Source organism: Nocardioides anomalus (assembly GCF_011046535.1).
GTDB classification, from domain to species: Bacteria; Actinomycetota; Actinomycetes; order Propionibacteriales; family Nocardioidaceae; genus Nocardioides; species Nocardioides anomalus.
Genome location: NZ_CP049257.1, coordinates 1,002,698 through 1,023,947, shown reverse-complemented (window position 1 = coordinate 1,023,947; position 21,250 = coordinate 1,002,698). Strand labels below are relative to the sequence as shown.

Genomic DNA, 21,250 nt, shown 5'->3' with positions numbered 1-21,250 from the left:
GGTCGTGGGTGGGCCAACAAAAACCCCTCGGCCGCGTGGGCGACGAGGGGTGACGCGCTGACGGCGGCGTGGGTGCCTGGTGTCAGACGCGTCGCATGCGTACGAGGAGCTGGCGCATGCTGCCACGGTAGTCGCCCGGTCCGCGCCGCGTCATTCCGGGGCCGGAGTCGTCCCAACATCTGGGACGGGCGTCTCAGAACTGGACGTCGCCCTCGCGCCCGTCGGCGGTGCACACGCAGACCTGGTTGCCGTGCGCGTCCGCCAGGATCCAGAACGCCGGGACCGCGTCGGTGCTGACCAGCGTGCCGCCGGCGTCGACGGCCGCCTGCACCCGCTCCTCGGCCACCTCGCGCGGCACCACGATGTCGAGGTGGAAGCGCTGCTGGACCCGGCCGGTGGCACCCGGGGCGTCTTGGAACCACAGCGTGCTGTTGCGCCCGCCGGGGTCCTGCACCTCCGGCCACTCCTCGTGCTCGCGGTAGCCGAGCACGGCGGCCCAGAACGGGCGCACCTCGTCGGCCGACGGCACGTCGAGCGCGAGCTCGAGCGTCTGGACCTCCCGCGGGGTGGCCTCGACGCCGAGCTCGCGGGCGATCGCGCTGATCCGCCGGGCCAGGTCCACGTCGCGGCTCGTCGTACCGCCGACGTCGTGGCTCCACAGGTCCACGTCGACCTGCGGGTAGGTCAGCACCACGTCCGGGTGGTGGTCGGCCTCCTCCGCGGCGGCGGTGATGCGGGTGACGAGCTCGAGGCCCTTGGTGAAGCTGCCCGTCCGGAAGCGCGCGTGCAGCTTGGTCAGGAAGAACCGCCAGTCCTCCAGGCCCTCCTCGGCCAGCACCTCGGGGTAGCGCAGCGTCTGCTTCGGGTCGCTCACACCCCTACCTTCTCGCGTGCGCCCGCCCCGGTGTCCAGCACCCGGTCGACCCGGTCGAGGCCGACGCCGTCGTGCGTGATCCATACGACGCTGCGCCGGCCGCGCTCGGCCAGCAGGTCGTCGGCCACGGCCTGGGCCGTGGGTGCATCGAGGTGGGCGGTCGGCTCGTCCAGGACCAGGACCGGGTGGTCGGCCAGCAGCAGCCGGGCCAGCCCGATCCGGGCGCGCTCACCGCCGGAGACCGAGGCCGCGCCGTCGCCGAGCCGGGTGGCCAGGCCGTCGGGCAGGGAGGCCAGCCACTCCCCCAGGTGCGCGCGCTCGAGGGCGTCGGCGACCTCGGCGTCGGTGGCGTCCGGCCGGGCCAGGCGGACGTTCTCGGCCAGGGTCGAGGCGAACAGGTAGGGGTCGTCGTCGAGCAGGCCGACCCGCCGGCGCACGTCGTCCGCCGTGAGCGCGCTCGCGCCGCCCAGGGTGTAGCGGCCGCGGCTCGGGGCGAGGAACCGGACCAGCACCGCGGCCAGCGTGCTCTTGCCGGATCCCGACGGGCCGACGACGGCGACGCTCGCGCCCTCGTCGAGCCTCAGGTCGACCGGTCCGACGCCGCGGCCGCCGGGCCAGTGGGCGCACCCCGCGTCGAGCTCGACGCTGCTGCCCCGCGGCCGCTCGGGGCGCTCGGGGTCGGTGACCGCCGGCTCGAGGGCGGTGAGCGCGTCGAGACGGCGTACGGCGGCGCGCGTGTCGTGGCTCAGCGCACCGGCATCGGCCAGCGGGGCCATCACGTCGGCCAGCGCGAGGGGCAGGAGCAGGAGGAGCGCGCCGACCGGGGTGGGTGGTGCCACCAGCGCGGTGCCCACGACCGCGGCCGCCGTGGCCACGGCCGGTGCGAGGCGGGCGGTGGCCAGCCCACGCGTCCTGCGCCTGGTCGCCGCCTGGTGGAGCATCGCCTCGCGTTCGACGCGGCCGAGGGCACGCCCGCCCGCCTGCCACTGCGCGAGGGGACGGGCGTCGGTGACCAGCTCGAGCACCCGCCGGCTGAGCGCGGCCCGCCCGGCCAGGGCCCGCTCGCCGGTGCGCCGCGCGCCGGCGCGAGCGGTCAGCCAGGCCGCGCCGCCGCCGAGCAGCGTGGTGGCCAGCACCACGGCGCCCGCCCTCGGGTCCAGCCAGGCGGCGACGGTCGCGGTCAGCACGGTGGTGCCCAGCCAGGTCCACAGCGGCGCGCGGACCCGGAGGCGCTCGTCGAGCAGGGCGTCCACGTCGTCGACCACGCTCGCGAGCAGGTCTCCGCGGCGCCGGCCGAGCCGGCCGGGGACGAGTGGCACGAGGGCGGCGTACACCTCGGCACGGCGCCCGGCCAGCTCGTGGAGGGCGCGGTCGTGCCCGAGCAGCCGCTCGAGCCACCGCAGCACCGGGCGGGCCAGGCCGAAGGTCCGCACGCCCACGATCGCGACCATGAGGGTCAGGACCGGAGGCCGCTCGGCCGCGGTGGCGATCAGCCAGCCGGCGGTGGCGGTGAGCGCGACGCCCGAGGTGCTGGCCAGCACGCCCAGGCCCCAGACGGCCGCCCACGGGACCCGACGCGTGGGCACGTCGGCCCTAGCCGGGGCGGTGGCCGTCGCGCGCGGGTCCGCGGTGGGGTGCGGCCGGCTCGGGGCGGGTGCGGGGAGGGCCAGGACGGAGTCGGCCGCCTCGACCAGAGCGGGGCGGTGGGCGACCGCGACGACGCAGCGGGTGCGGGCCAGGTCGCGGACGACGTCGACCACGAGCGCCTCGGTGTCGGCGTCGAGGTGGGCGGAGGGCTCGTCGAGGAGGACGTACGGGCGGTCCGAGACCAGCACCCGCGCCAGGGCCAGACGGGCGCGCTGGCCGGCGGACAGGCCGGCGCCGTCCTCGCCGAGCCGCAGGTCCGGGTCGAGGGCCAGGCCGACGGTGGCCAGGGCCGCGGCGACCTCGGCGTCGGTGGCGCAGGGCCGGCCGAGGCGGACGTTCTCGGCCACCGTGGCGTCGGCCAGCCACGGCCGCTGCCGGAGGTGGGCGATCCGGTCCAGCGGCGGTGCGACCACCCGGCCGGCCGTCGGGGTGAGCTCACCCAGGAGGGCGGCCAGAACGGTGCTCTTGCCGCAGCCGCTCGCGCCGGTGAGGACCGTGAGCCCGCGCTCGGGCAGGACCGCGGACAGCCCGGTGACCGCCGGCGTCGTCCGACCGGGCCAGGTCAGGGTCACGTCGTCGAGGACCAGCGGCCCGCCCGACGGGTGGCGCCCGTCGCGGCGGCCGGCGGGAGGGAGGTCCGCGATGGCGGCGAGGGTCGCGCTGCCCTCCGCCGCGGCGTGGAACTCGGCGCCGACCCGGCGCAGCGGCCAGTAGGCCTCGGGCGCCAGCAGGAGCACGACGAGCGCGGTGCGCAGGTCCAGCCCGCCGGCCGCGAGCCGGAGGCCGACCACGACCGCGACCAGCGCGACCGAGAGCGTGGCCACGAGCTCGAGGACCGCGGAGGAGGCGAAGGCCAGCCGGAGGAGGTCGCGGTTGGCCCGGCGGTACCGCTCGGTCACCTTCCGGATCGTCGCCGCCTGCGCGTCGGCCCGGCGGTGCACGACGAGCGTGGGCAGACCGCGGACCACGTCCACGAAGTGGCCGGCCAGCCCCGACATCGCTCGCCACTGCCGCTCGGCCCGGCGCCGGGTCTCGACCCCGACCAGCGCGGCGAACAGCGGGACCAGCGGCAGCGTCGCCGCCACGACCAGCCCGGCGATCCAGTCGACCCGGAACAGCACCGCCACCGTGACCACCGGCAGGACCGCTCCGGTGACGAGGGCCGGGACGTAGCGGGTGAGGTACGGCTCCACCGCGGCCACGCCGCGCGTGGCCAGCGCCGTGACCTCGCCGGGACTGCGTGCGGCGGCCGGGTCGTCCAGCACCGCGTGCAGCACCCGCGCGCGCAGCGCGGTCCCGACCCGGGCCGCGGCCGCGGCGGCCGCCACGTCCACCACCCAGCCGGCGAGGGCGCGACCCAGGAGCGCCGCGACGAGCAGCGCGCACGCCCGCGGCCAGGAGCCCGAGCCGGCGAGCAGCCCGCTGACCAGCCACGCGGCGGCGTACGCCTGGATGACGACGAGCAGCCCCGCCACCACCTGCCCCGCGACGACGAGCGCCAGCGGCAGCCGCGCGACCGCGAGGTGGGGCCTCACGACGCGACCGGGATGTGGTGCACCGAGATCCGCTTGCGGAACACCCAGTAGGACCAGGCCTGGTAGCCGACCACCAGCGGCGTGAACAGCAGCGCCACCCAGGTCATGATCTCCAGCGTGTACGGCGTCGCGGCGGCGTTGGTCGTCGTCAGCGAGTACGCCGCGTCCGTGGTCGACGGCATCACGTCGGGGAACAGCGCCAGGAACAGCCCGGCCACCAGCAGCGCGATGGTCACGAACGTGCCCAGGAACGCCCGGCCCTCGCGCCCGGCGCGCAGCGCCACCACGCCGGCGAGGAACGCGACGACCGATGCTCCGAACACCAGACCCGATGACGTACTACCGCTCGATGTCTGGATCCAGACTTCCAGACCTGACAGCGCAACGACATCAACGCCACTGAGCCTGAGGGCGAGCGCCCGGGCGCGGTGGCGGATGTCGCCGTCGGTCTTGAGCGAGACGAAGACCGCGCCGTGGGTCAGGAACAGCAGGAGCGTGACCACGCCGCCGAGCAGCCCGAACGGGTGCAGCAGGGTGAGCAGGGAGCCGGTGAACTCGTGGTCGGCGTCGAGCGGCACGCCGCGCACCAGGTTGGCGAAGGCCACGCCCCACAGCAGCGCGGGCACGAACGAGCCGACGATCAGGGCCAGGTCCCAGCGCCGCTGCCAGGTGCGGTCCTCGCGCTGGTGGCGGTACTCGAAGGCCAGCCCGCGCACGATGAGCGCGACCAGGATGAGCAGCAGCGGCAGGTAGAAGCCGCTGAACAGCGTCGCGTACCACTCCGGGAACGCCGCGAAGGTCGCGCCGCCGGCCACCAGCACCCACACCTCGTTGCCGTCCCAGACCGGGCCGATGGTGTTGATGAGCACCCGCCGCTCGGTGTTGTCGCGGGCCAGCACCGGCAGCAGCATGCCGACGCCGAAGTCGAAGCCCTCCAGGGCGAAGTAGCCGATCCACAGCAGGGCGATCAGCGCGAACCAGACGGTGGTGAGCTCCATGACGGGTCTCCAGTCGAGGGTCAGTAGGCGAAGGCGAGCGGGCGGTCCTCGGCGTCGTCGTCCGGTGCGGCCGGCTCGACGTACGGCGCGGGGCCGGAGCGGACGGTGAGCAGGATCAGCCCGATCTCGATGACCGCCAGCACGCCGTACAGCGCGGTGAGGGTGACGACCGAGATCAGCGCCTCGGTCACCGAGACGCTCGGCGACACGGCGTGGTCGGTGGTCATCAGCCCGAAGACCACCCAGGGCTGGCGGCCCATCTCGGTGAAGATCCAGCCGAAGGAGTTGCCGGCCGCAGCGCCGAGCGGCAGGGCCACGCAGAGCGTGCGGAACCACCGGCCCGACGGCGTCCGGCCGCGCCGGGTCAGCCACAGCACGAGCGCGCCGCCCGAGGCCGCGCCCATGCCCAGACCGATCATGAGCCGGAAGGACCAGTAGGTCACGGGGACGACAGGCACGTAGTCGTCGACCTGGTAGTACGCCGAGCCGGGGTCCTGGCCGTAGCGCTCGGCGTACTCCGCGCGCAGGTCGTCGATGCCCTCGACCCGGCCGTCGACCGAGCCGGTGCCGAGGAAGGACAGCAGGCACGGCACGGTGAAGGCCTTCTTCTCCTCGCGCCCGTCCAGCGAGCCGATGGTGAGCACGGAGAACGGCGCGCAGGAGTCGCGGGTCTCGTAGAGCCCCTCGGCCGCGGCCATCTTCATGGGCTGGACCTCGGTCATCACCTTGCCCTGGAGGTCGCCGCTGACCGCGACCCCGAGACCGGCCACCATGGCCACGGCCGCGCCGAGGCGCAGCGCCGTGCGGTGCACCGCCCGGTCCTCGCGGTGCCGGTCGGAGGCGTGCAGCCAGCCCGAGACCGCGACGAGGAACAGCCCCGCGGTCAGGTACGCCGCCAGGACGACGTGCGGGAACGTGACGAGCTGGACCTTGTTGAACATCACCGCCCAGAAGTCGGTGAGCTCCGCGCGGCCGGACTCCGCGTCGTAGCGGTAGCCGACCGGGTGCTGCATCCAGGAGTTCGCGGCCAGGATGAACCAGGCCGAGAACAGCGTGCCGAGGTGCACGACCCACATGCACGCCGCGTGCAGCCCGCGCGGCAGCTTGTCCCAGCCGAAGATCCACAGGCCGAGGAACGTCGACTCGAGGAAGAAGGCCAGCAGCCCCTCGATGGCCAGCGGCGCACCGAAGACGTCGCCGACGAAGCGGGAGTAGTCCGACCAGTTCATCCCGAACTGGAACTCCTGCACGATGCCGGTCACCACGCCGATGGCGAAGTTGATGAGCAGCAGCTTGCCGAAGAACCGGGTGAGCCGGAGGAGCGCCGGGTCGCGGGTCCACACCCACCGCGTCTCGAGCACGGCGACCAGCGCGGTCAGCCCGATCGTGAGCGGCACGAAGAGGAAGTGGTAGACGGTCGTGATGCCGAACTGCCAGCGGGCGATGTCGACGACGTCCATGTGGCGCTCCTTCTACTACACGTCGTAGTATCTACTACGGAATGTAGTACTACGACCCCCGTAGGTACAATCAGGACATGCCCTTGCGATCCCTCGGTGAGCTGGAGCGCTCCGTGATGGAGCAGCTCTGGGCCGCGCCGGCCGACCCCGCCCACGACGGACTCACGGTGCGCGAGGTGCACGCGGCGCTGGCCGAGGAGCGCGACATCGCCTACACGACGGTGATGACGGTGATGGACCGGTTGGCCCGCAAGGAGCTGGTGGCCCAGGAGCGCGACGGGCGGGCCTACCGCTACCGCGCCCGGGCCAGCCGCGCCGAGATGACCGCCGACCTGATGCGCGAGACCCTCGCGGACTTCGACGCCCACGACCGGCGCAGCGCACTGGCGGCGTTCGTGGACACCGCCAGCGCGGCGGACGTCGCCGCCCTCCGCGCCGCCCTCGACCAGCTGGACTGAGGGTGCCCACCCCGCTGGTCCTCGGGGCCCTGGCCGTGCTGCTGGCCGGTCCGGTGCCCGCGGTGCTGGCGCGGGTCCCCCGCACCCGTCGTACGCCGCGCGCCGCGATGCTGCTCTGGCAGGGCGTGGCCCTGGCCGCGGTGCTCGCCGCGCTCGGCGCCGGGCTGTCGGTGGTGACCGGCCCGGTCGGGTGGCCCGACCTGGTCGCGCTCGTGCTCACCGCGCTGGTCCTGGGCCGGCTGCTGCTCAGCGGCCACCTGGTCGGCACCGACCTGCGCGCCCTCCGGCGCCGCCACCGCGAGCAGCTCGACCTGCTGGCCCGCGCCGACGCCCGCGCGCCCGGCCGGACGGCGGTGCTGGAGCACGACGTGCCGGTGGCCTACTGCGTGCCCGGCCGTCGGGTCGAGCGAGTCGTGGTGTCGGCCGGCACGCTCGACCGCCTCTCCCCCGCCGAGGTCAGCGCGGTGCTCCAGCACGAGCGCGCGCACCTGCGGGCTCGCCACGACCTGGTCCTCGAGGCGTTCAGCGTGCTGCACCACGCGTTCCCGCGCTGGGTCTCCAGCGCCGCCGCGCTGTCGGAGGTCCGGCTGCTGGTGGAGGTGCTGGCCGACCGGGCCGCCACGCGCTGCTCCGACCGCCGGGCGCTCGGGCAGGCCCTGCTGACCCTGGCCGAGGGCCGCGCGGGCGGCCCGGACTTCGCGCTCGGCGCGGCGGCGGTGGAGTCGAGCCTGCTGGTGCGCGTGCGGCTGCTCGGCGACCGCGGCCCGCACCGGCTGCAGGCCGTCGTGCTGGTCGCGCTCGCGGTCGGCGTGCTCGTGCTGCCCACGGCGTTCGTGGTCTGGCCCTGGCTCAGGACCTACTGAGGCACGACCGACATCCCGATGTCCTGCGGGTTGTGCGCGATCTCCCAGCGGTAGCCGTCGGGGTCGCCGAAGTAGCCGCTGTAGCCGCCCCACGCGCGGTGCTCACCGGCGTGCACCGGGTCGGCGCCGGCGGCGCGCGCGGTCTCGAGCACGGCGTCGACCTCCTCCGGCGAGGCCACGTTGTGGGAGATCGTGAACGGCGCGATGGCGCCGGCCGGCGCGGCGATGGCGCCGACCTCGGCCTCGAAGTGGCCGCGGTCCCACAGCGAGAGGACGAGCCGCTCGCCCGCGCGGATCATCACCACGTCGCCCTCGACCTCCACCTCGGCGTCCCAGCCGAGGCCGTCGAGGTAGAAGCGCCGCGAGGCCTCGAGGTCGCTCACGGCCAGGGTCAGGAAGCTGATGCGTTGGTCCATGCGCACTACCGTGCCACGGACAGCCGACGGCGCTGGGCGCCCGCGTCGTCGAAGTTCGCCGGGTCCAGCCACGCCTCGTGCGCGGCCCGGACCGCCGGCCACTCGGTGTCGGTGATCGAGAACCAGTCGGTGTCGCGGTTGCGGCCCTTGACCACCAGGTGGTGGCGGAACCGGCCCTCGTAGGTGAAGCCCAGCCGCTGCGCCGCCCGCCGCGACGGCTCGTTGAGCGAGTCGCACTTCCACTCGAAGCGGCGGTAGCCCAGCTCCTCGAACGCGTGCCGCATCAGCAGGTGCACGGCCTCGGTGGCCGCCCGCGTGCGCTGCAGGCTGCGACCGAAGAGCACGCCGGCCACCTCGACCTGCCCGGTGGCCGGATCGATGCGCGTGTACGACGCGAGGCCCTCGGCGCCGCGGCCCTCGGGCACCAGCGCGAAGGTCAGCAGGTCCGGCGTGGTGAGGGTGCGGGCGACCAGCGCGGTCATCTCGGCCTCGCTCGTGGGCGCCCCGGTGGCGCGGTAGGTCCACAGCGCCTGGTCCTCCGGACCGCAGGTGGCGGCGTACAGCCCCTGGGCGTGGCCCGTCGAGAGCGGCTCGACGACGACGTAGCGCCCCTCGAGCGTGACCGGGCGCGGCCGCGGCCGGGGCGCCCAGCCGGGGACGAGGTCGCCGACGGACTGGCCGTACTCGTTCTCCTCGGGCACCCGTGGACCCTAGTGTCTGGCCCGTGACCCTGCGCACTGCTCGACTCTGGCACGCACTGACGGCCGTCGTGGCCGTCGTCGCGCTCGTGCTCCAGCTCGTGCTCGTCGTCCACGGTGGCCGGGTGCTCGACGAGCAGGACCCGCCCGGCCTGGGTTTGCGGCTGGTGCGGTTCGTCTCCTACTTCACGATCCAGAGCAACGTCCTGGTCGCGGTCGTGACCGCCCAGCTGGCCCGCGACCCGCTGCGCGACGGCACGGTGTGGCGCGCGGTCCGGCTCGCGGCGGTCGTCGGCATCACCGTGACCGGCGTCGTGCACTTCTTCCTGCTCCGCCCGCTGCTCGACCTCGACGGCGCCGACTGGGCGGCCGACAAGCTCCTGCACGTCGTGGTGCCGGTGCTGGCCTTCGTCGGGTTCGTGCTGTTCGGCCCGCGGCCGCGCATCGAGCGCCGGGACGTCGGGCTGGCGCTCTGCTGGCCGCTGGCCTGGACGGCGTACACGATGGTGGTCGGGCTGGCCAGCGGCTGGTACCCCTACCCGTTCCTCGACCACCGCGAGGAGCACGGCTGGCCCGGCGTGCTGATCGCGGTCGCCGGGATCACGGTCTTCTTCCTGCTGCTGTTCTGGCTCGCGCTCCAGCTCGACCGGCGGGCCCGGCCGCAGCCGCAGCCCTGGGACCCGTACCGCGATCCCGGTAGCGTCGCTCCGTGACCACCACCGGCATCGACCCCACCGTCCCGCCGAGCGGCACCGGCTGCGCCGAGTGCGACGAGGCCGGCGGCTGGTGGGTGCACCTGCGCCGCTGCGCCCAGTGCGGGCACGTCGGCTGCTGCGACTCCTCCCCCGCCCAGCACGCCTCCGCGCACTTCCGGGCGACCGGCCACCGCGTCATGCAGAGCTTCGAGCCCGGCGAGGACTGGTTCTGGGACTTCGAGGCCGAGGACTCCGTCGACGGCCCCGACCTCGCCCCGCCGACCGCCCACCCCGACGACCAGCCCGTCCCTGGGCCGGCCGGACGCGTGCCGGCCGACTGGCGCAACCACGTCCACTGACCACGGTGGCTGAGGTGGGAGGCCGTCCACGGCCGACCCTCGAAGCCTGGTGAGGCCCGGCCCCCCGCTTGAGCGGGTGCCTCCCCCTGCGGAGGCTTCGAGGCTCGGCCGTGGACGGCCTCGCACCTCAGCCACCGAGGGGCGGCACTTCCTCGAGCACGTCCGCGACCGCCTCGAGGCCGGCCCGCACCTCGGCGTACGACGTGGACAGCGGTGACAGCCCGATCCGCAGGCCGTCGGGGTCGCGGTAGTCGGGGATGACGTCGCGCTCCCACAGAGCCGCAGTGGCCGCGCGCATCAGCGGGTGGCGCAGCGTCACGTGCCCGCCCCGGCGCTCGGGGTCGGCCGGTGACGCGAGCACGACGCCGGCCGGGGCCAGGAGCGCGTCGGCCACGTCGACGGCGTACGCCGTGAGGCCGACGGACTTGGCGCGCACCGCGTCCAGACCGGCCTCGGCGATCAGCTCGACCATGTCCGCCAGAGCGAGCATCCCGACGATCGCCGGGGTGCCCGACAGGAAGCGGCGGATGCCGGGGGCGGGGACGTAGGACGGCCCCATGAGGAACGGGTCGTCGGCACCCATCCAGCCCTGGATCGGCTGGGTGAGCTCGTCCTGGAGGCGCTCGGCGACGTAGAGGAACGCCGGGGCGCCGGGGCCGCCGTTGAGGTACTTGTAGGAGCAGCCCACGGCCAGGTCGACGTCCCAGGCGTCCAGCTCGGTGGGCACCACGCCGGCGGAGTGGCAGAGGTCCCAGAGCACGAGCGCGCCGGCGTCGTGGGCGATCCGGGTGAGCTCGGGTGCGTCGGCCAGGTACGCCGAGCGGTAGGCCACGTGGTTGACGACGACCAGCGCGGTCTGCGGGCCGACCACCGCGGCGAGCTGGTCGGCGGTGACGCCGGCGTTGGTGTCGACCTCGATCCAGCGCAGGGTGAGCCCGCACTCGCGGGCCACGCCGTCGGCGACGTACCGGTCGGTCGGGAACTGGTCGCGGTCGAGCACGATCTCGGTCCGCCCGGGCCGCGCGGCGACGGCGGCGCGCATCAGCTTGTAGAGCAGCACCGTCGTCGAGTCCCCGATCGCGACCTGGCCGGCCGCCGCGCCGAGGCAGACCTCGCCGAGGCGGTCACCGAGCGTGCGCGGCAGGTCGAACCACCGCTCGTCCCAGCCCCGGATCAGCCTCCCGCCCCACTCCTGGTCCACGAACGCCGCCAGCCTCGGGCCGGTCGCCCGCAGCGGCCGGCCCAGCGAGTTGCCGTCGAAGTAGACCAGCGGGGTCTCGGCACCGACGAAGCGGTCGCGGTACGCCGCCAGCGGGTCGGCGGCGTCGAGGTCGGTGGGTGCCTGCACGCGGCATGTCTACCTCAGTCGACACCCCGGGGGGTTTGCAGGTCGGGGTGTCGGGCTACAGGTGCCTCGGAAGGGTCACCGACCCTGCCGGACCTCACGGGGAGGTGTTCTGGGCCCGGGTCCTCCAGCTCGTTGGAGGGATTCCATCTTCATGTCCAGTCCTCGTCACACCGGCTCCGGCCGTCTGTTGGGCCTCGTCGCGCTCGTGGTCTCGGCCGCGCTCGCACTCACCGCGGCGCCGGGCCTCGCGCAGGCCGCCGCTCCCACGTCCGACCGCGGCGCTCGCAGCTCCACCGTCGCCCACACCGACCAGGGGACGATGACGTCCCGCGTGGTCGGCCGCACCGCCGATGGCCAGAAGGTCACCGGCTCGTTCACGCCGCTGCGCGTGGTCACCAAGCAGGGCCAGCCCGCGGTCAAGGGCCTGCTCCAGGGCGTCGTCAAGGAGGGCGGCGGCCGCACCAGCACCTTCAGCTCGCTGCAGACGATCCCGATCAAGAAGATCGCCGGTCAGCCCGTCGACGCGAAGTCCGCCGGCGCCGCGGTCTCGAGCCGGGCCGGCTGCGACATCCTCAACCTGGTCCTCGGACCGCTCGACCTGGACCTGCTCGGGCTCCAGGTGCACCTCAAGCAGGTGGTGCTCGACATCGTCGCGGTCACCGGGGCCGGCAACCTGCTCGGCAACCTGCTGTGCGCGGTGACCGGGCTGCTCGACGGCGGGCCGCTGGCCGGGCTGCTCGGCCAGCTCACCACCCTGCTCAACCAGATCCTGGCCGCGCTGCGGCTCGGCGCCTAGTCCAGGAGACCCCGTGGGGGCGTGCCCGCCCGGCTCCGGCCGGGCGGGCACGGCACGACTACTGGAAGCTCACGAAGCGCACCTTCGGCCGGATCCGGTGCACGTCGGCGGCCGACATCCGGCGCACGTCCTCGTCGTAGAACAGCTTGAACCCGAGGTAGAACTGCTGCGGCCGGGCCACGGCGTGGAAGGTGTCGAGCTTCTGGCCGGGGGTGCCGAAGCCGTCGACGTGCTGGACCATCACCAGCCCGCGACGCGGCTTGATGGCGCCGATGTCGCGGATCATGTCGGTGCGGAACTGGTGGAGCACGAACAGCTTCTGCGGCAGGTCGTTGCGGCGCACCAGGTCGCTCAGCCAGGCCGAGACCCGGTTGACCTCGGCCGCGCCGACCGAGCCGATCCGCGTGCCGGGTACGGCGTGCCGGCCCATCCGCCACTCGGGGTCGAGGGCCAGCCCGACGTACGGGTCCTTCAGGGCCCAGCCCCAGCGCTTCGCGATCGTGAGGAAGTCCGAGCGGCCCGGCTGCACGTCGAGCAGGAGCAGGGCGCCGTGCTCGTGCGCGGCGTCGATGTAGCGCTGCACCTCCTGGCGCGCGATGTCGTGGGAGAAGTCGCCACCCGGGCCGGCGGAGCGGTCGGCGATGCTGACGATCAGCTCGAAGACGACCTGCACCGGCTGGTGGCGGCGGGCGAACGGCGCGGCCGCGCGGCGTACGCGCTTGACCATCTGCTCCGGCGAGGTCTCCCCGAGCACGCCGAGCGCGCCGGTCTGCGCGGTGCCGTAGTAGGCCACCAGGAAGCGGCCGTCGCCGAAGATCCGCTTCTCCCCGCCCGGGAGGGTGGCGGGGGTAGCCGGCGCCGGGGGTGGCGCCGGCGAGGCCGGCGGGCTCGGGGCCGGCGAGGCGGGTGCGGACGGGCTGGGCCCGAGCGCCGGCGCGGACGCCAGGTCGGCCTGCGGTGTGCTCCCCCAGGCCGGGGCGTCGCGCACGTCGGGCACGACTGCGGCGGTGGCGATCAGCGCCACCAGCGCGACGAGCGCGGCGGCCAGCACGGAGCGTTCGGAACTGTCCATCGCACCGGAGACGATAAGCGACCCGCGTTGGTTGCCGGGTCAGGCGCGGCGCCTAGCCCGTGACCGCCCCGTGCGCGGCTGAGGAGACGAGCTTGCGGTACTTGGCGAGCACACCGGTGGTGTACTTCGGCGCCAGCGGCTCCCAGCCTTCCTTGCGCTGGTCCCAGTCCTCGCCCTGCTCGACCTCGAGGGACCGGTTGAGGACGTCGAGGGTGATCCGGTCGCCGTCGCGCAGGAACGCGATCGGGCCGCCGTCCACGGCCTCGGGGGCGATGTGGCCGACGCACAGGCCGGTGGTGCCGCCGGAGAACCGGCCGTCGGTGATGAGCAGGACGTCCTTGCCCAGCCCGGCGCCCTTGATGGCGCCGGTGATGGCCAGCATCTCGCGCATGCCGGGGCCGCCCTTGGGGCCCTCGTAGCGGATGACGACCACGTCGCCGGCGGTGATCTGCCCGGCCTCGAGGGCGTCCATGGCGGCGCGCTCGCCGTCGAAGACCCGGGCGGTGCCGGTGAAGACCGACTCGTCGAAGCCGGCGCTCTTGACCACGGCGCCGTCGGGGGCGAGCGAGCCCTTGAGGATGGTGAGGCCGCCGGTGGCGTGGATCGGGCGGTCCAGGGCACGCAGCACGTCGTCGTCCAGGGGCGGCGGCGACAGGGTGGAGAGGTTCTCGGCCATGGTCTTGCCGGTGACGGTGAGGCAGTCGCCGTGCATGAGGCCGGCGTCCAGCAGCGCCTTCATGACCACGGGGATGCCGCCGACCTTGTCGACGTCGTTCATCACGTAGCGGCCGAACGGCTTGAGGTCGCCGAGGTGCGGGACCTTGTCGCCGATCCGGTTGAAGTCGTCGATGCTCAGGTCGACCTCGGCCTCGCGGGCCATGGCCAGCAGGTGCAGCACGGCGTTGGTCGAGCCGCCGAGGGCCATGACCACGGTGATGGCGTTCTCGAACGCCTCGCGCGTCATGATCTGGCGGGCGGTGATGCCCCGGCGCAGCAGCCCGACCACGGCCTCGCCGGAGCGGTGCGCGAACCCGTCGCGGCGGCGGTCCACGGCCGGCGGCGCGGCCGAGCCGGGCAGCGACATCCCGATGGCCTCGGCCACCGCGGCCATGGTGTTGGCGGTGTACATGCCACCGCACGCGCCCTCACCGGGACAGATCGCGCGCTCGACGCGGTCGACCTCCTCGCGGCTGATCTTGCCGGCCAGGCAGGCGCCGACCGCCTCGAAGGCGTCGATGATCGTCACGTCGCGACCGTCGACCTGGCCGGGCATGATCGACCCGGCGTACAGGAAGACGCTGGCCAGGTCGAGCCGCGCGGCGGCCATCATCATCCCGGGCAGCGACTTGTCGCAGCCGGCCAGCAGCACCGAGCCGTCCATCCGCTCGGCGCTCATCACCGTCTCGACCGAGTCGGCGATGACCTCGCGCGAGACCAGCGAGAAGTGCATCCCCTCGTGGCCCATCGAGATGCCGTCGGAGACCGAGATGGTGCCGAACTCCATCGGGAAGCCGCCCGCCGCGTGCACGCCGTGCTTGACCGCCTGGGCCAGCCGCTGCAGGGAGAGGTTGCAGGGGGTGATCTCGTTCCAGCTCGAGGCCACGCCGATCTGGGGCTTGGCGAAGTCCTCGTCGCCCATGCCCACCGCCCGCAGCATGCCTCGCGCCGCGGCCCTCTCCAGGCCGTCGGTGACGTCGCGGGAACGGGGCTTGATGTCGGGCGCGTCGCTCACGCCCCGAGCGTACGGCGCGCGCCGCCGGCCGGGCGCCGGGCGTCAGGATGCGGGCGCGGAGCGGGAGGGCGGACTGTGACTGCGGTCACAGCACAGTGGGTACCGTCGGCCGGTTGCCTTCAGCAACCGTTTCCGAGAGGAGTGCGCGCATGGCCGCGACCACCGAGGCCCCCGAGCAGGGCCAGCAGCTCAAGCGTCACGTCGGCGTGGTGGGGCTGCTGTTCGCCAGCGTCGGCTCGATCATCGGCTCGGGGTGGCTCTTCGGCGCCCTCGACGCCTCGACCCAGGCCGGTCCGGCCGCGCTCATCTCGTGGGCCCTGGGCGGGGTGATGATCCTGCTCATCGCGCTGACCTACGCCGAGCTCGGCACGATGTTCCCGCTCTCCGGCGGCGTGGTCCGCTTCCCGCACCTGGCCTTCGGCTCCTTCGCGTCCTACACCTCGGGCTGGATCACGTGGGTGGCCGTGGCCACGACCGCGCCGATCGAGGTGGAGGCGTCGCTGCAGTACGGCACCAAGTACGCGCCGTTCACCCACGAGCACACCGTCGACGGCGAGACCGTGCACACGCTGACCGCGCTCGGCTACGGCAGCGCCGTGGTGCTGATGGCGATCTTCGTGGTCGTGAACTACTTCGGCATCCGCTGGTTCGCGCGGGTCAACAACGCGCTGGTGTGGTGGAAGATCGGCGTGATCCTGCTGGTCATCGTGGCCTTCCTGCTGACCTCGTTCCACAGCTCGAACTTCACCAGCCACGAGTTCATGCCCAGTGGCTGGCACGGCGTCTTCGAGGCCATCGCGACGTCCGGCGTGGTCTTCTCCTACCTCGGCTTCCGCCAAGGCATCGAGTTCGCCGGCGAGACCGACAACCCGCGCCGCAACGTGCCGCTGGCCGTGATCGGCTCGGTGCTCCTCACCGGGGTCATCTACGTCGCGCTGCAGTTCGCGTTCATCGGCGCCCTGGACCCCGGCATCCTGGACGACAGCAAGGGCTGGTCGGGGCTGTCGTTCGAGAACGACTTCGGCCCGCTCGCGGCCATCGCCTCGCTCATCGGGCTCGGGTGGCTCGCGGTCGTGCTGTACGCCGACGCGATCATCTCCCCCGGAGACACCGGGCTGATCTACACCACGGCGACCTCGCGCATCTCCTACGCGATGGCCAAGAACCGCAACGCCCCGCAGGCCCTGGCGCGGACCACCGACCGCGGCGTACCGCTCATCAGCCTCATCGTCACCTTCGTGGTCGGGCTGATCGTCTTCCTGCCCTTCCCGAGCTGGCAGCAGCTGGTCGGCTTCATCACCTCCGCGACGGTGCTGTCCTTCGCCACCGGTCCGCTCGTGCTCGGCGCGCTGCGGCACGGGCTGCCGGAGGCCGAGCGCCCGTTCTGCGTGCCCGGCGGCCACGTGATCCCGGTGCTGGCCTTCATCTCGGCCAACCTGGTCATCTACTGGTCGACCTGGCCGATCAACTGGAAGCTCGGCGTGGCGATCCTCATCGGCTTCGTGCTGCTGCCCGTCTACCACCTGCTCGGCAAGGACGTGCCCTCCCTGGACTGGCGCTCGGGCGCGACGTGGGTGGTGCCGTGGCTGCTCGGGCTGGGCGTCATCTCCTACCTCGGCAACTACGGCGGCCGCGGCGTGCTGACCTTCGGCACCGCCGTGCCGATCATCGCGGTCTTCTCGGTCCTCATCTACGTCCTCGCCGTCCGCTCGCGGCTGGCGACCGAGGAGATCGAGAAGCACGTCGAGTCGAGCCGCCGGGAGTCCGAGCAGGAGGAGTCCGAGCTGGAGACCGCCTGACGCGCACTAGGTTGGGCCGGTGGCGGCGCGCGGCTCTCGGGTGCGCCTGTCGCCGGTCTGGCTGGTCCTGATCGGGATCCTCTCGGTCCAGTTCGGGGCCGCGGTGGCCAAGACCCTCTTCGACGAGGTCTCCCCCACCACGATCGTGTGGCTGCGCCTGGCCGCGAGCGCAGCGGTGCTGCTGGCCGTGGCCCGGCCCTCGCTGCGGGGCCGCAGCCGGCAGGACTGGCTGGTGGTCCTGGCCTTCGGGCTGGCGCTGGGGCTGATGAACTGGTCGATCTACCAGTCCTTCGCGCGCATCCCCATCGGGCTCGCGGTCACCGTCGAGTTCGTCGGTCCGCTCACCCTGGCCGTGCTCGGCTCGCGCCGCCGGCGCGACCTGGTCTGGGTCGGGCTGGCCGGTCTCGGCGTGCTGCTGCTCGGGGTGGAGCCGGGCGACCTCAACCTGCCCGGCGTGCTCTTCGCGCTGCTCGCCGGGGCCACCTGGGCGGCGTACATCCTGCTGAGCGCGCAGACCGGGCGCCGCTGGCAGGGCGTCGACGGCCTGGCGCTGGCCTCGCTGGTGGCCACGCTGCTGCTGTCGCCGCTCGCGCTCGGGAGGTACGCCGGCCAGCTGGCCGACGTCCGGATCGTGCTGCTCGGGGCGCTGGTCGGCCTGCTGAGCTCGGTGATCCCCTACACCTGCGAGCTCATCGCGCTGCGCACGCTGCGCCCGGCGACGTTCAGCGTCCTGATGTCGCTCGAGCCGGCGGTGGCGGCGCTGGCCGGCGTCCTCGTGCTGCGCGAGCTGCTCGGCCCGGTGCAGCTGCTGGCCATGGCCTGCGTGGTCGCGGCGAGCGTCGGCGCGACCCGGTCCGGGGCGACGATCGGCGAGCCCGTCCCCGACTAGCCACGTCTCAGCCTGCTCTCACGGCATTGTTCACAGACTCTTCACATCGGGGTGATGACGGGTGCCCACCCGCTGGCTAGCGTCGTCCGGGTGATGCCGCTCGCCCCTCTCTCGGCCCTGTGGGGACGCGTGCGCACCTGGCCGGTCGAGTCCCAGCTGGGCGCACGCCGCAACGCCATGGTCGCCAGCACCGCGCTGGCCGCCCGTCGTGCCGAACGCACCGACGTCGACGACTACTTCGCCGCCCTGACCGCCCCGCCGGTGGCGCCCGCGCTGCCCGCCACCGCCCGGACCTGACCCTCACGACACGAGCGCTCTGGGAGACTGGGGCGCATGCCGACCTCTGCGGCGCGCCTGGCGCCGGCGCCGAGCATCTCCTACCGCGACGTGCTGTCCGACGACGGCACCCGGCTCACGGCCTGGACCAACGATCCCGACGGCGTCGTCGACGGACCGACCGTCGTGCTCTGCAACGGGCTCGGCACCGGACCGTGGTGCTGGCCGGCGCTGCTCCGCCCGGACTGCGGCGTGCGCGTCGTCTCCTGGAACCACCGCGGCACCGGCGGCTCGGACCGGCCCGAGGACCCCGCGCACTGCGGCATCGAGGCCTTCGTCGAGGACGCCCTCTCGGTCATGGACCACTTCGGCATCGACCAGGCCCCGCTCATGGGCTGGTCCATGGGCGTCAACACCATGTTCGAGCTGGCCTTCCGCCACCCCGAGCGGGTCACCGGGCTCTTCGCGGTGGCCGGCGTCCCCGGTGACACCTTCGCGACCATGCTCGCCCCGCTCCGGCTGCCCCGCCCGGTCGCCCGCGCCCTGACCGTCAACACGGCCCGCGTCCTCGAGCTGGCCGGCCGCGCCCTCACCCCGATCAGCTCCCGGCTCCCGGTCGGCCCCCGGGGCGTGGCCGTGCTGAGCCACAGCGGCTTCATGCTCCCCGTCGCCGACGCCGAGGTCACCGCGAACGCCGTGCGCGAGTTCCTCATGACCCCCATCGAGTGGTACATGCACCTGGCCCTGGCCACCTCCGAGCACGCCCGCGTCTCGCTCTCCCGCCTCCGCGTGCCCGCCGCCTTCGTGGCCGGCCGCTGGGACGTCCTCGCCGGCTCCCGCGACATGGCCTCGGCCGCCCGCCGGATCGACGGCGCGACGTACGTCGAGCTGGACGGCAGCCACTTCCTGCAGCTCGAGCAGCCGGAGACCGTGCACGAGCTGCTGCTGGAGTTCCTCGAGCGGGTGGGCTGAGGCTCAGCCGGGGCCGGTGACCACTCCCACCACCGTCGCCCGGCGGGCGGCGCGGCGCAGGGTGGTCAGCACGGCGGGGCCGACGACGAGGATGGCGACGGCGTTGGTGACGGCGCGGCCGGTGTCGAAGGAGCCGGTCGAGGTGATGAGCGTGTAGACGCCGAAGCGGTGCAGGTTCTCCAGCAGCGGGGCGCCGGGCTCGAAGGACAGTTGGGTCTGCTCGTGGCCGGGGATGGCGACGCCGAGCAGGAACGGCCAGCCGGACAGGTTCATCAGCAGGCCGTAGACGTAGGCGGCCACCACGCCGTACGCCGCGAGCGCGGCGATCTCCCAGCGGCCGGTGAGGCGGCGCGGGAGCAGGCCGGCGCCCATGCCGACCCAGGCCGAGACGAGCATCTGGAACGGCAGCCACGGGCCGACGCCGGCGGTCATGAGGGCGGAGGCGAACAGCGAGGTCACGCCGAGCACGAAGCCGAAGCCCGGCCCGAAGACGCGGCCGGCCAGGATGAGCAGGAAGAAGACCAGCTCGATCCCGCCGGTGCCCGCGGACAGGCCGCGCAGGATCGCGATCGCGGCCGAGAGCACGCCGAGGACGGCGAGCACGCGGACGTCGAGGCCGCCGGTGGAGAGCTCGGCCAGCATCACGGCGATGACCACGGGCAGCAGGGCCAGGAACAGGAACGGCGGGTCGAGGCGGTCGTCGGGCTGCACGCGGACCAGCAGCGGCCAGACGAGCATCATCAGCCCGCCGAGCGAGGCCACGGCGAGCAGCAGCGCGGAGCGGCGGGAGACGGGGATTGCGCGGGTGGTGCTCACAGGGCCGCCACCACCTCGTCGACGGTCAGCCACGGCGGGCCGAGGACCTTGGTGACCTGGGGCGCGAAGGCCGGCGACTCGGCGACCACGCGGCGTACCGGACCGGCCGAGACGACCTCGCCCTCGGCCATGACCACGACCTGGTCGGCGGCCAGCGCGGTGAACTCCACGTCGTGGGTGGACACGAGCACGGCGTGGCCGTCGGCGGCCAGGTCGCGCAGGGAGGTGGCGAGCACGGCCTTGGCGCGGTAGTCCAGGCCGCGCGTCGGCTCGTCGAGGAGTACGACGGGCGGCCGGCTCGCGAGGACCAGGGCCAGCGCGAGGGCGAGCCGCTGGCCCTCGGACAGGTCGCGCGGGTGCTGGTCGTCGGGGATGCCGGGGGCCAGGGAGTCGAGGATGGCCCGGGTGTCGGGGCCGCCGGCCGCGCACTCCTCGGCCACGGTCTCGAGGTAGAGCAGGTCCGCGGCCTGCTGCGGGAGCAGCCCGACCAGCCCCCGGCGTCCGGCCGGCTTGAGCGAGGCCGGGTCGGTGCCGCCGACCGCGACCGAGCCGGAGCGGCGCGGCCCGCTGCCCTGGAGCGCCCAGAGCAGGGAGGACTTGCCCGCGCCGTTGCGGCCCATGAGCGCGGTGACCACGCCGGCCGGCAGGGACAGCGAGAGCTCGCGGACCGCCACCGTCCTGCCGTGCGTGACGGTCAGCGCGGTGGCGGCGAGCGCCTCGGCGCCGGGGGTCACGGCAGTCGGCGCGGGCGGCTCGAGCGAGAGCCCGGCGGCCCGCCGCCGGGCGTCGCGCACGGTCAGCGGCAGCGGCGACCAGTCCAGCGCGCGGCCCAGCGACACCAGCGGCGGCACGATCGGCGAGGTGGCCAGGATCTCGGCGGGCTCCCCCACGCTCACCGCGCCGCCCGCGACCACGCAGACCCGGTCGGCGAACGGCACCACCCGCTCGAGGCGGTGCTCGGCCAGCAGCACCGAGACGCCCAGGTCGTGCACCAGCCGGGTGATGGTGGCCAGCACGTCCTCGGCCGCGGTGGGGTCGAGTGCCGACGTGGGCTCGTCGAGGACCAGCAGCCGCGGGTGCATGGTCAGCACCGACCCGATGGCGACCCGCTGCTGCTGGCCGCCGGACAGGGTGCGCAGGTCGCGGGCGCGCAGGTCGGCGATGCCGAGCAGGTCGAGGGTCTCCTCGACGCGGCGGCGCATGGTCTCCGGCGGCAGCCCGAGCTGCTCCATCCCGTAGGCCAGCTCCTCCTCGACGGTGTCGGTGACGAACCCGGCGAGCGGGTCCTGCCCGACGTACCCCACGACGTGCGCGCGCTCGCGCGGCGGCAGGTCGAGGACCGACCGGTCGTCGAGGCGCACGTCGCCCGCCAGCGTCCCGCCGGAGAAGCGCGGCACCAGCCCGGTCACCACGCCGAGCAGCGTGGACTTGCCCGAGCCGGTCGGTCCGGTGACGAGGAGCAGCTCGCCCTCCTCGACGCTCAGCTCCACCGAGGAGAGGACGGGCTCGTCGCCGTAGGTGAACGTGACGTCGCGCAGCTCGAGCAG

At 74.0% G+C, this 21,250-nt stretch carries 20 protein-coding genes; 9 read left to right on the top strand and 11 right to left on the bottom strand.

Annotated elements, in window-relative coordinates:
• Window positions 1–193 precede the first annotated feature (193 nt).
• Genes G5V58_RS05300 through G5V58_RS05285 form a run of 4 tightly spaced genes read right to left on the bottom strand, consistent with a single transcriptional unit; the run spans window position 194 to window position 6,514 of the window.
• Window positions 194–874 (bottom strand): 4a-hydroxytetrahydrobiopterin dehydratase, encoded by a 681-nt coding sequence (locus tag G5V58_RS05300; protein ID WP_196240564.1) that lies wholly within the window; start codon window positions 872–874, stop codon window positions 194–196.
• Window positions 871–4,056 carry a thiol reductant ABC exporter subunit CydD gene (cydD, locus tag G5V58_RS05295; RefSeq protein ID WP_165229422.1) on the bottom strand — a complete coding sequence of 1,062 codons (3,186 nt, stop codon included), beginning with the start codon at window positions 4,054–4,056 and terminating at the stop codon, window positions 871–873. Before cydD ends, G5V58_RS05300 begins: the two co-directional genes overlap by 4 nt.
• Window positions 4,053–5,054, bottom strand: a complete 1,002-nt coding sequence (cydB, locus tag G5V58_RS05290; protein WP_165229419.1) for a cytochrome d ubiquinol oxidase subunit II — start codon at window positions 5,052–5,054, stop codon at window positions 4,053–4,055. The genes cydD and cydB overlap by 4 nt, the downstream gene beginning before the upstream one ends.
• 20 nt (window positions 5,055–5,074) lie before the next feature.
• Window positions 5,075–6,514 (bottom strand): cytochrome ubiquinol oxidase subunit I, encoded by a 1,440-nt coding sequence (locus G5V58_RS05285; protein ID WP_165229416.1) that lies wholly within the window; start codon window positions 6,512–6,514, stop codon window positions 5,075–5,077.
• Between the two features lie 77 nt (window positions 6,515–6,591).
• On the opposite strand from G5V58_RS05285, the gene G5V58_RS05280 reads away from it, so the two are divergent.
• Both G5V58_RS05280 and G5V58_RS05275 read left to right on the top strand, forming a co-directional pair.
• Window positions 6,592–6,972: a BlaI/MecI/CopY family transcriptional regulator gene (locus G5V58_RS05280; RefSeq protein WP_165229413.1), complete on the top strand. Its 381-nt coding sequence runs from the start codon at window positions 6,592–6,594 to the stop codon at window positions 6,970–6,972.
• A gap of 2 nt (window positions 6,973–6,974) precedes the next feature.
• Window positions 6,975–7,835: a M56 family metallopeptidase gene (locus G5V58_RS05275; RefSeq protein WP_230487103.1), complete on the top strand. Its 861-nt coding sequence runs from the start codon at window positions 6,975–6,977 to the stop codon at window positions 7,833–7,835.
• Here the strand turns inward: G5V58_RS05275 and G5V58_RS05270 are convergent.
• Both G5V58_RS05270 and G5V58_RS05265 read right to left on the bottom strand, forming a co-directional pair.
• Complete coding sequence (locus G5V58_RS05270) at window positions 7,829–8,251, bottom strand: VOC family protein (RefSeq protein ID WP_165229410.1); 423 nt, start codon at window positions 8,249–8,251, stop codon at window positions 7,829–7,831. The two genes, G5V58_RS05275 and G5V58_RS05270, sit on opposite strands and share 7 nt — an antisense overlap.
• Window positions 8,252–8,256: 5 nt before the next feature.
• Complete coding sequence (locus G5V58_RS05265) at window positions 8,257–8,952, bottom strand: GNAT family N-acetyltransferase (protein WP_165229407.1); 696 nt, start codon at window positions 8,950–8,952, stop codon at window positions 8,257–8,259.
• 23 nt (window positions 8,953–8,975) lie between these two features.
• Here G5V58_RS05265 and G5V58_RS05260 point away from each other — a divergent pair, with 23 nt between their 5' ends.
• Window positions 8,976–9,662, top strand: coding sequence for a Pr6Pr family membrane protein (locus G5V58_RS05260; RefSeq protein WP_165229404.1), 687 nt, complete (start codon window positions 8,976–8,978; stop codon window positions 9,660–9,662).
• A complete protein-coding gene (locus G5V58_RS05255; RefSeq protein WP_165229400.1) occupies window positions 9,659–10,003 on the top strand; it encodes a UBP-type zinc finger domain-containing protein in 345 nt (114 codons plus the stop codon). Before G5V58_RS05260 ends, G5V58_RS05255 begins: the two co-directional genes overlap by 4 nt.
• A gap of 127 nt (window positions 10,004–10,130) precedes the next feature.
• On the opposite strand, the gene G5V58_RS05250 is transcribed toward G5V58_RS05255, so the two are convergent.
• A complete protein-coding gene (locus G5V58_RS05250) occupies window positions 10,131–11,351 on the bottom strand; it encodes a kynureninase (RefSeq protein ID WP_165229397.1) in 1,221 nt (406 codons plus the stop codon).
• Window positions 11,352–11,502: 151 nt separating this feature from the next.
• Between G5V58_RS05250 and G5V58_RS25590 the strand changes: the two genes are divergently transcribed.
• A complete protein-coding gene (locus tag G5V58_RS25590; protein ID WP_196240563.1) occupies window positions 11,503–12,147 on the top strand; it encodes an ABC transporter substrate-binding protein in 645 nt (214 codons plus the stop codon).
• Window positions 12,148–12,205: 58 nt separating this feature from the next.
• Here the strand turns inward: G5V58_RS25590 and G5V58_RS25585 are convergent, their stop codons facing one another.
• The gene (locus G5V58_RS25585; RefSeq protein ID WP_196240562.1) at window positions 12,206–13,219 is read right to left on the bottom strand and encodes a hypothetical protein; all 1,014 of its coding nucleotides are present in this window, start codon (window positions 13,217–13,219) and stop codon (window positions 12,206–12,208) included.
• A gap of 52 nt (window positions 13,220–13,271) precedes the next feature.
• On the bottom strand, window positions 13,272–14,951 hold the full coding sequence (ilvD, locus tag G5V58_RS05235) for a dihydroxy-acid dehydratase (RefSeq protein WP_165229394.1): 1,680 nt from the start codon (window positions 14,949–14,951) through the stop codon (window positions 13,272–13,274).
• A 149-nt stretch (window positions 14,952–15,100) separates the two neighbouring features.
• Here ilvD and G5V58_RS05230 point away from each other — a divergent pair, with 149 nt between their 5' ends.
• The 4 genes from G5V58_RS05230 (at window position 15,101) to G5V58_RS05215 (ending at window position 18,887) form a co-directional block, all read left to right on the top strand.
• The gene (locus G5V58_RS05230) at window positions 15,101–16,750 is read left to right on the top strand and encodes an APC family permease (protein ID WP_165229391.1); all 1,650 of its coding nucleotides are present in this window, start codon (window positions 15,101–15,103) and stop codon (window positions 16,748–16,750) included.
• A 19-nt stretch (window positions 16,751–16,769) separates the two neighbouring features.
• Window positions 16,770–17,639, top strand: a complete 870-nt coding sequence (locus G5V58_RS05225) for an EamA family transporter (RefSeq protein ID WP_165229388.1) — start codon at window positions 16,770–16,772, stop codon at window positions 17,637–17,639.
• A gap of 93 nt (window positions 17,640–17,732) precedes the next feature.
• Window positions 17,733–17,936, top strand: coding sequence for a hypothetical protein (locus G5V58_RS05220; RefSeq protein ID WP_165229385.1), 204 nt, complete (start codon window positions 17,733–17,735; stop codon window positions 17,934–17,936).
• A gap of 36 nt (window positions 17,937–17,972) precedes the next feature.
• Window positions 17,973–18,887 (top strand): alpha/beta fold hydrolase, encoded by a 915-nt coding sequence (locus G5V58_RS05215; protein WP_165229382.1) that lies wholly within the window; start codon window positions 17,973–17,975, stop codon window positions 18,885–18,887.
• 3 nt (window positions 18,888–18,890) lie between these two features.
• Here the strand turns inward: G5V58_RS05215 and G5V58_RS05210 are convergent, their stop codons facing one another.
• Entirely contained in the window at window positions 18,891–19,628 is a 738-nt protein-coding gene (locus tag G5V58_RS05210; protein WP_165238674.1) for an ECF transporter S component, read from the bottom strand.
• A 71-nt stretch (window positions 19,629–19,699) separates the two neighbouring features.
• A complete protein-coding gene (locus G5V58_RS05205) occupies window positions 19,700–21,250 on the bottom strand; it encodes an ABC transporter ATP-binding protein (protein WP_165238676.1) in 1,551 nt (516 codons plus the stop codon).

Coding starts and splice junctions, on each gene's coding strand:
- cydB (WP_165229419.1), bottom strand. CDS start 5,054: ATGGAGCTCACCACCGTCTGGTTCGCGCTGATCGCCCTGCTGTGGATC.
- G5V58_RS05285 (WP_165229416.1), bottom strand. CDS start 6,514: ATGGACGTCGTCGACATCGCCCGCTGGCAGTTCGGCATCACGACCGTC.
- G5V58_RS05280 (WP_165229413.1), top strand. CDS start 6,592: ATGCCCTTGCGATCCCTCGGTGAGCTGGAGCGCTCCGTGATGGAGCAG.
- G5V58_RS05270 (WP_165229410.1), bottom strand. CDS start 8,251: ATGGACCAACGCATCAGCTTCCTGACCCTGGCCGTGAGCGACCTCGAG.
- G5V58_RS25590 (WP_196240563.1), top strand. CDS start 11,503: ATGTCCAGTCCTCGTCACACCGGCTCCGGCCGTCTGTTGGGCCTCGTC.
- G5V58_RS25585 (WP_196240562.1), bottom strand. CDS start 13,219: ATGGACAGTTCCGAACGCTCCGTGCTGGCCGCCGCGCTCGTCGCGCTG.
- G5V58_RS05230 (WP_165229391.1), top strand. CDS start 15,101: ATGGCCGCGACCACCGAGGCCCCCGAGCAGGGCCAGCAGCTCAAGCGT.
- G5V58_RS05220 (WP_165229385.1), top strand. CDS start 17,733: ATGCCGCTCGCCCCTCTCTCGGCCCTGTGGGGACGCGTGCGCACCTGG.
- G5V58_RS05215 (WP_165229382.1), top strand. CDS start 17,973: ATGCCGACCTCTGCGGCGCGCCTGGCGCCGGCGCCGAGCATCTCCTAC.
- G5V58_RS05210 (WP_165238674.1), bottom strand. CDS start 19,628: ATGATGCTCGTCTGGCCGCTGCTGGTCCGCGTGCAGCCCGACGACCGC.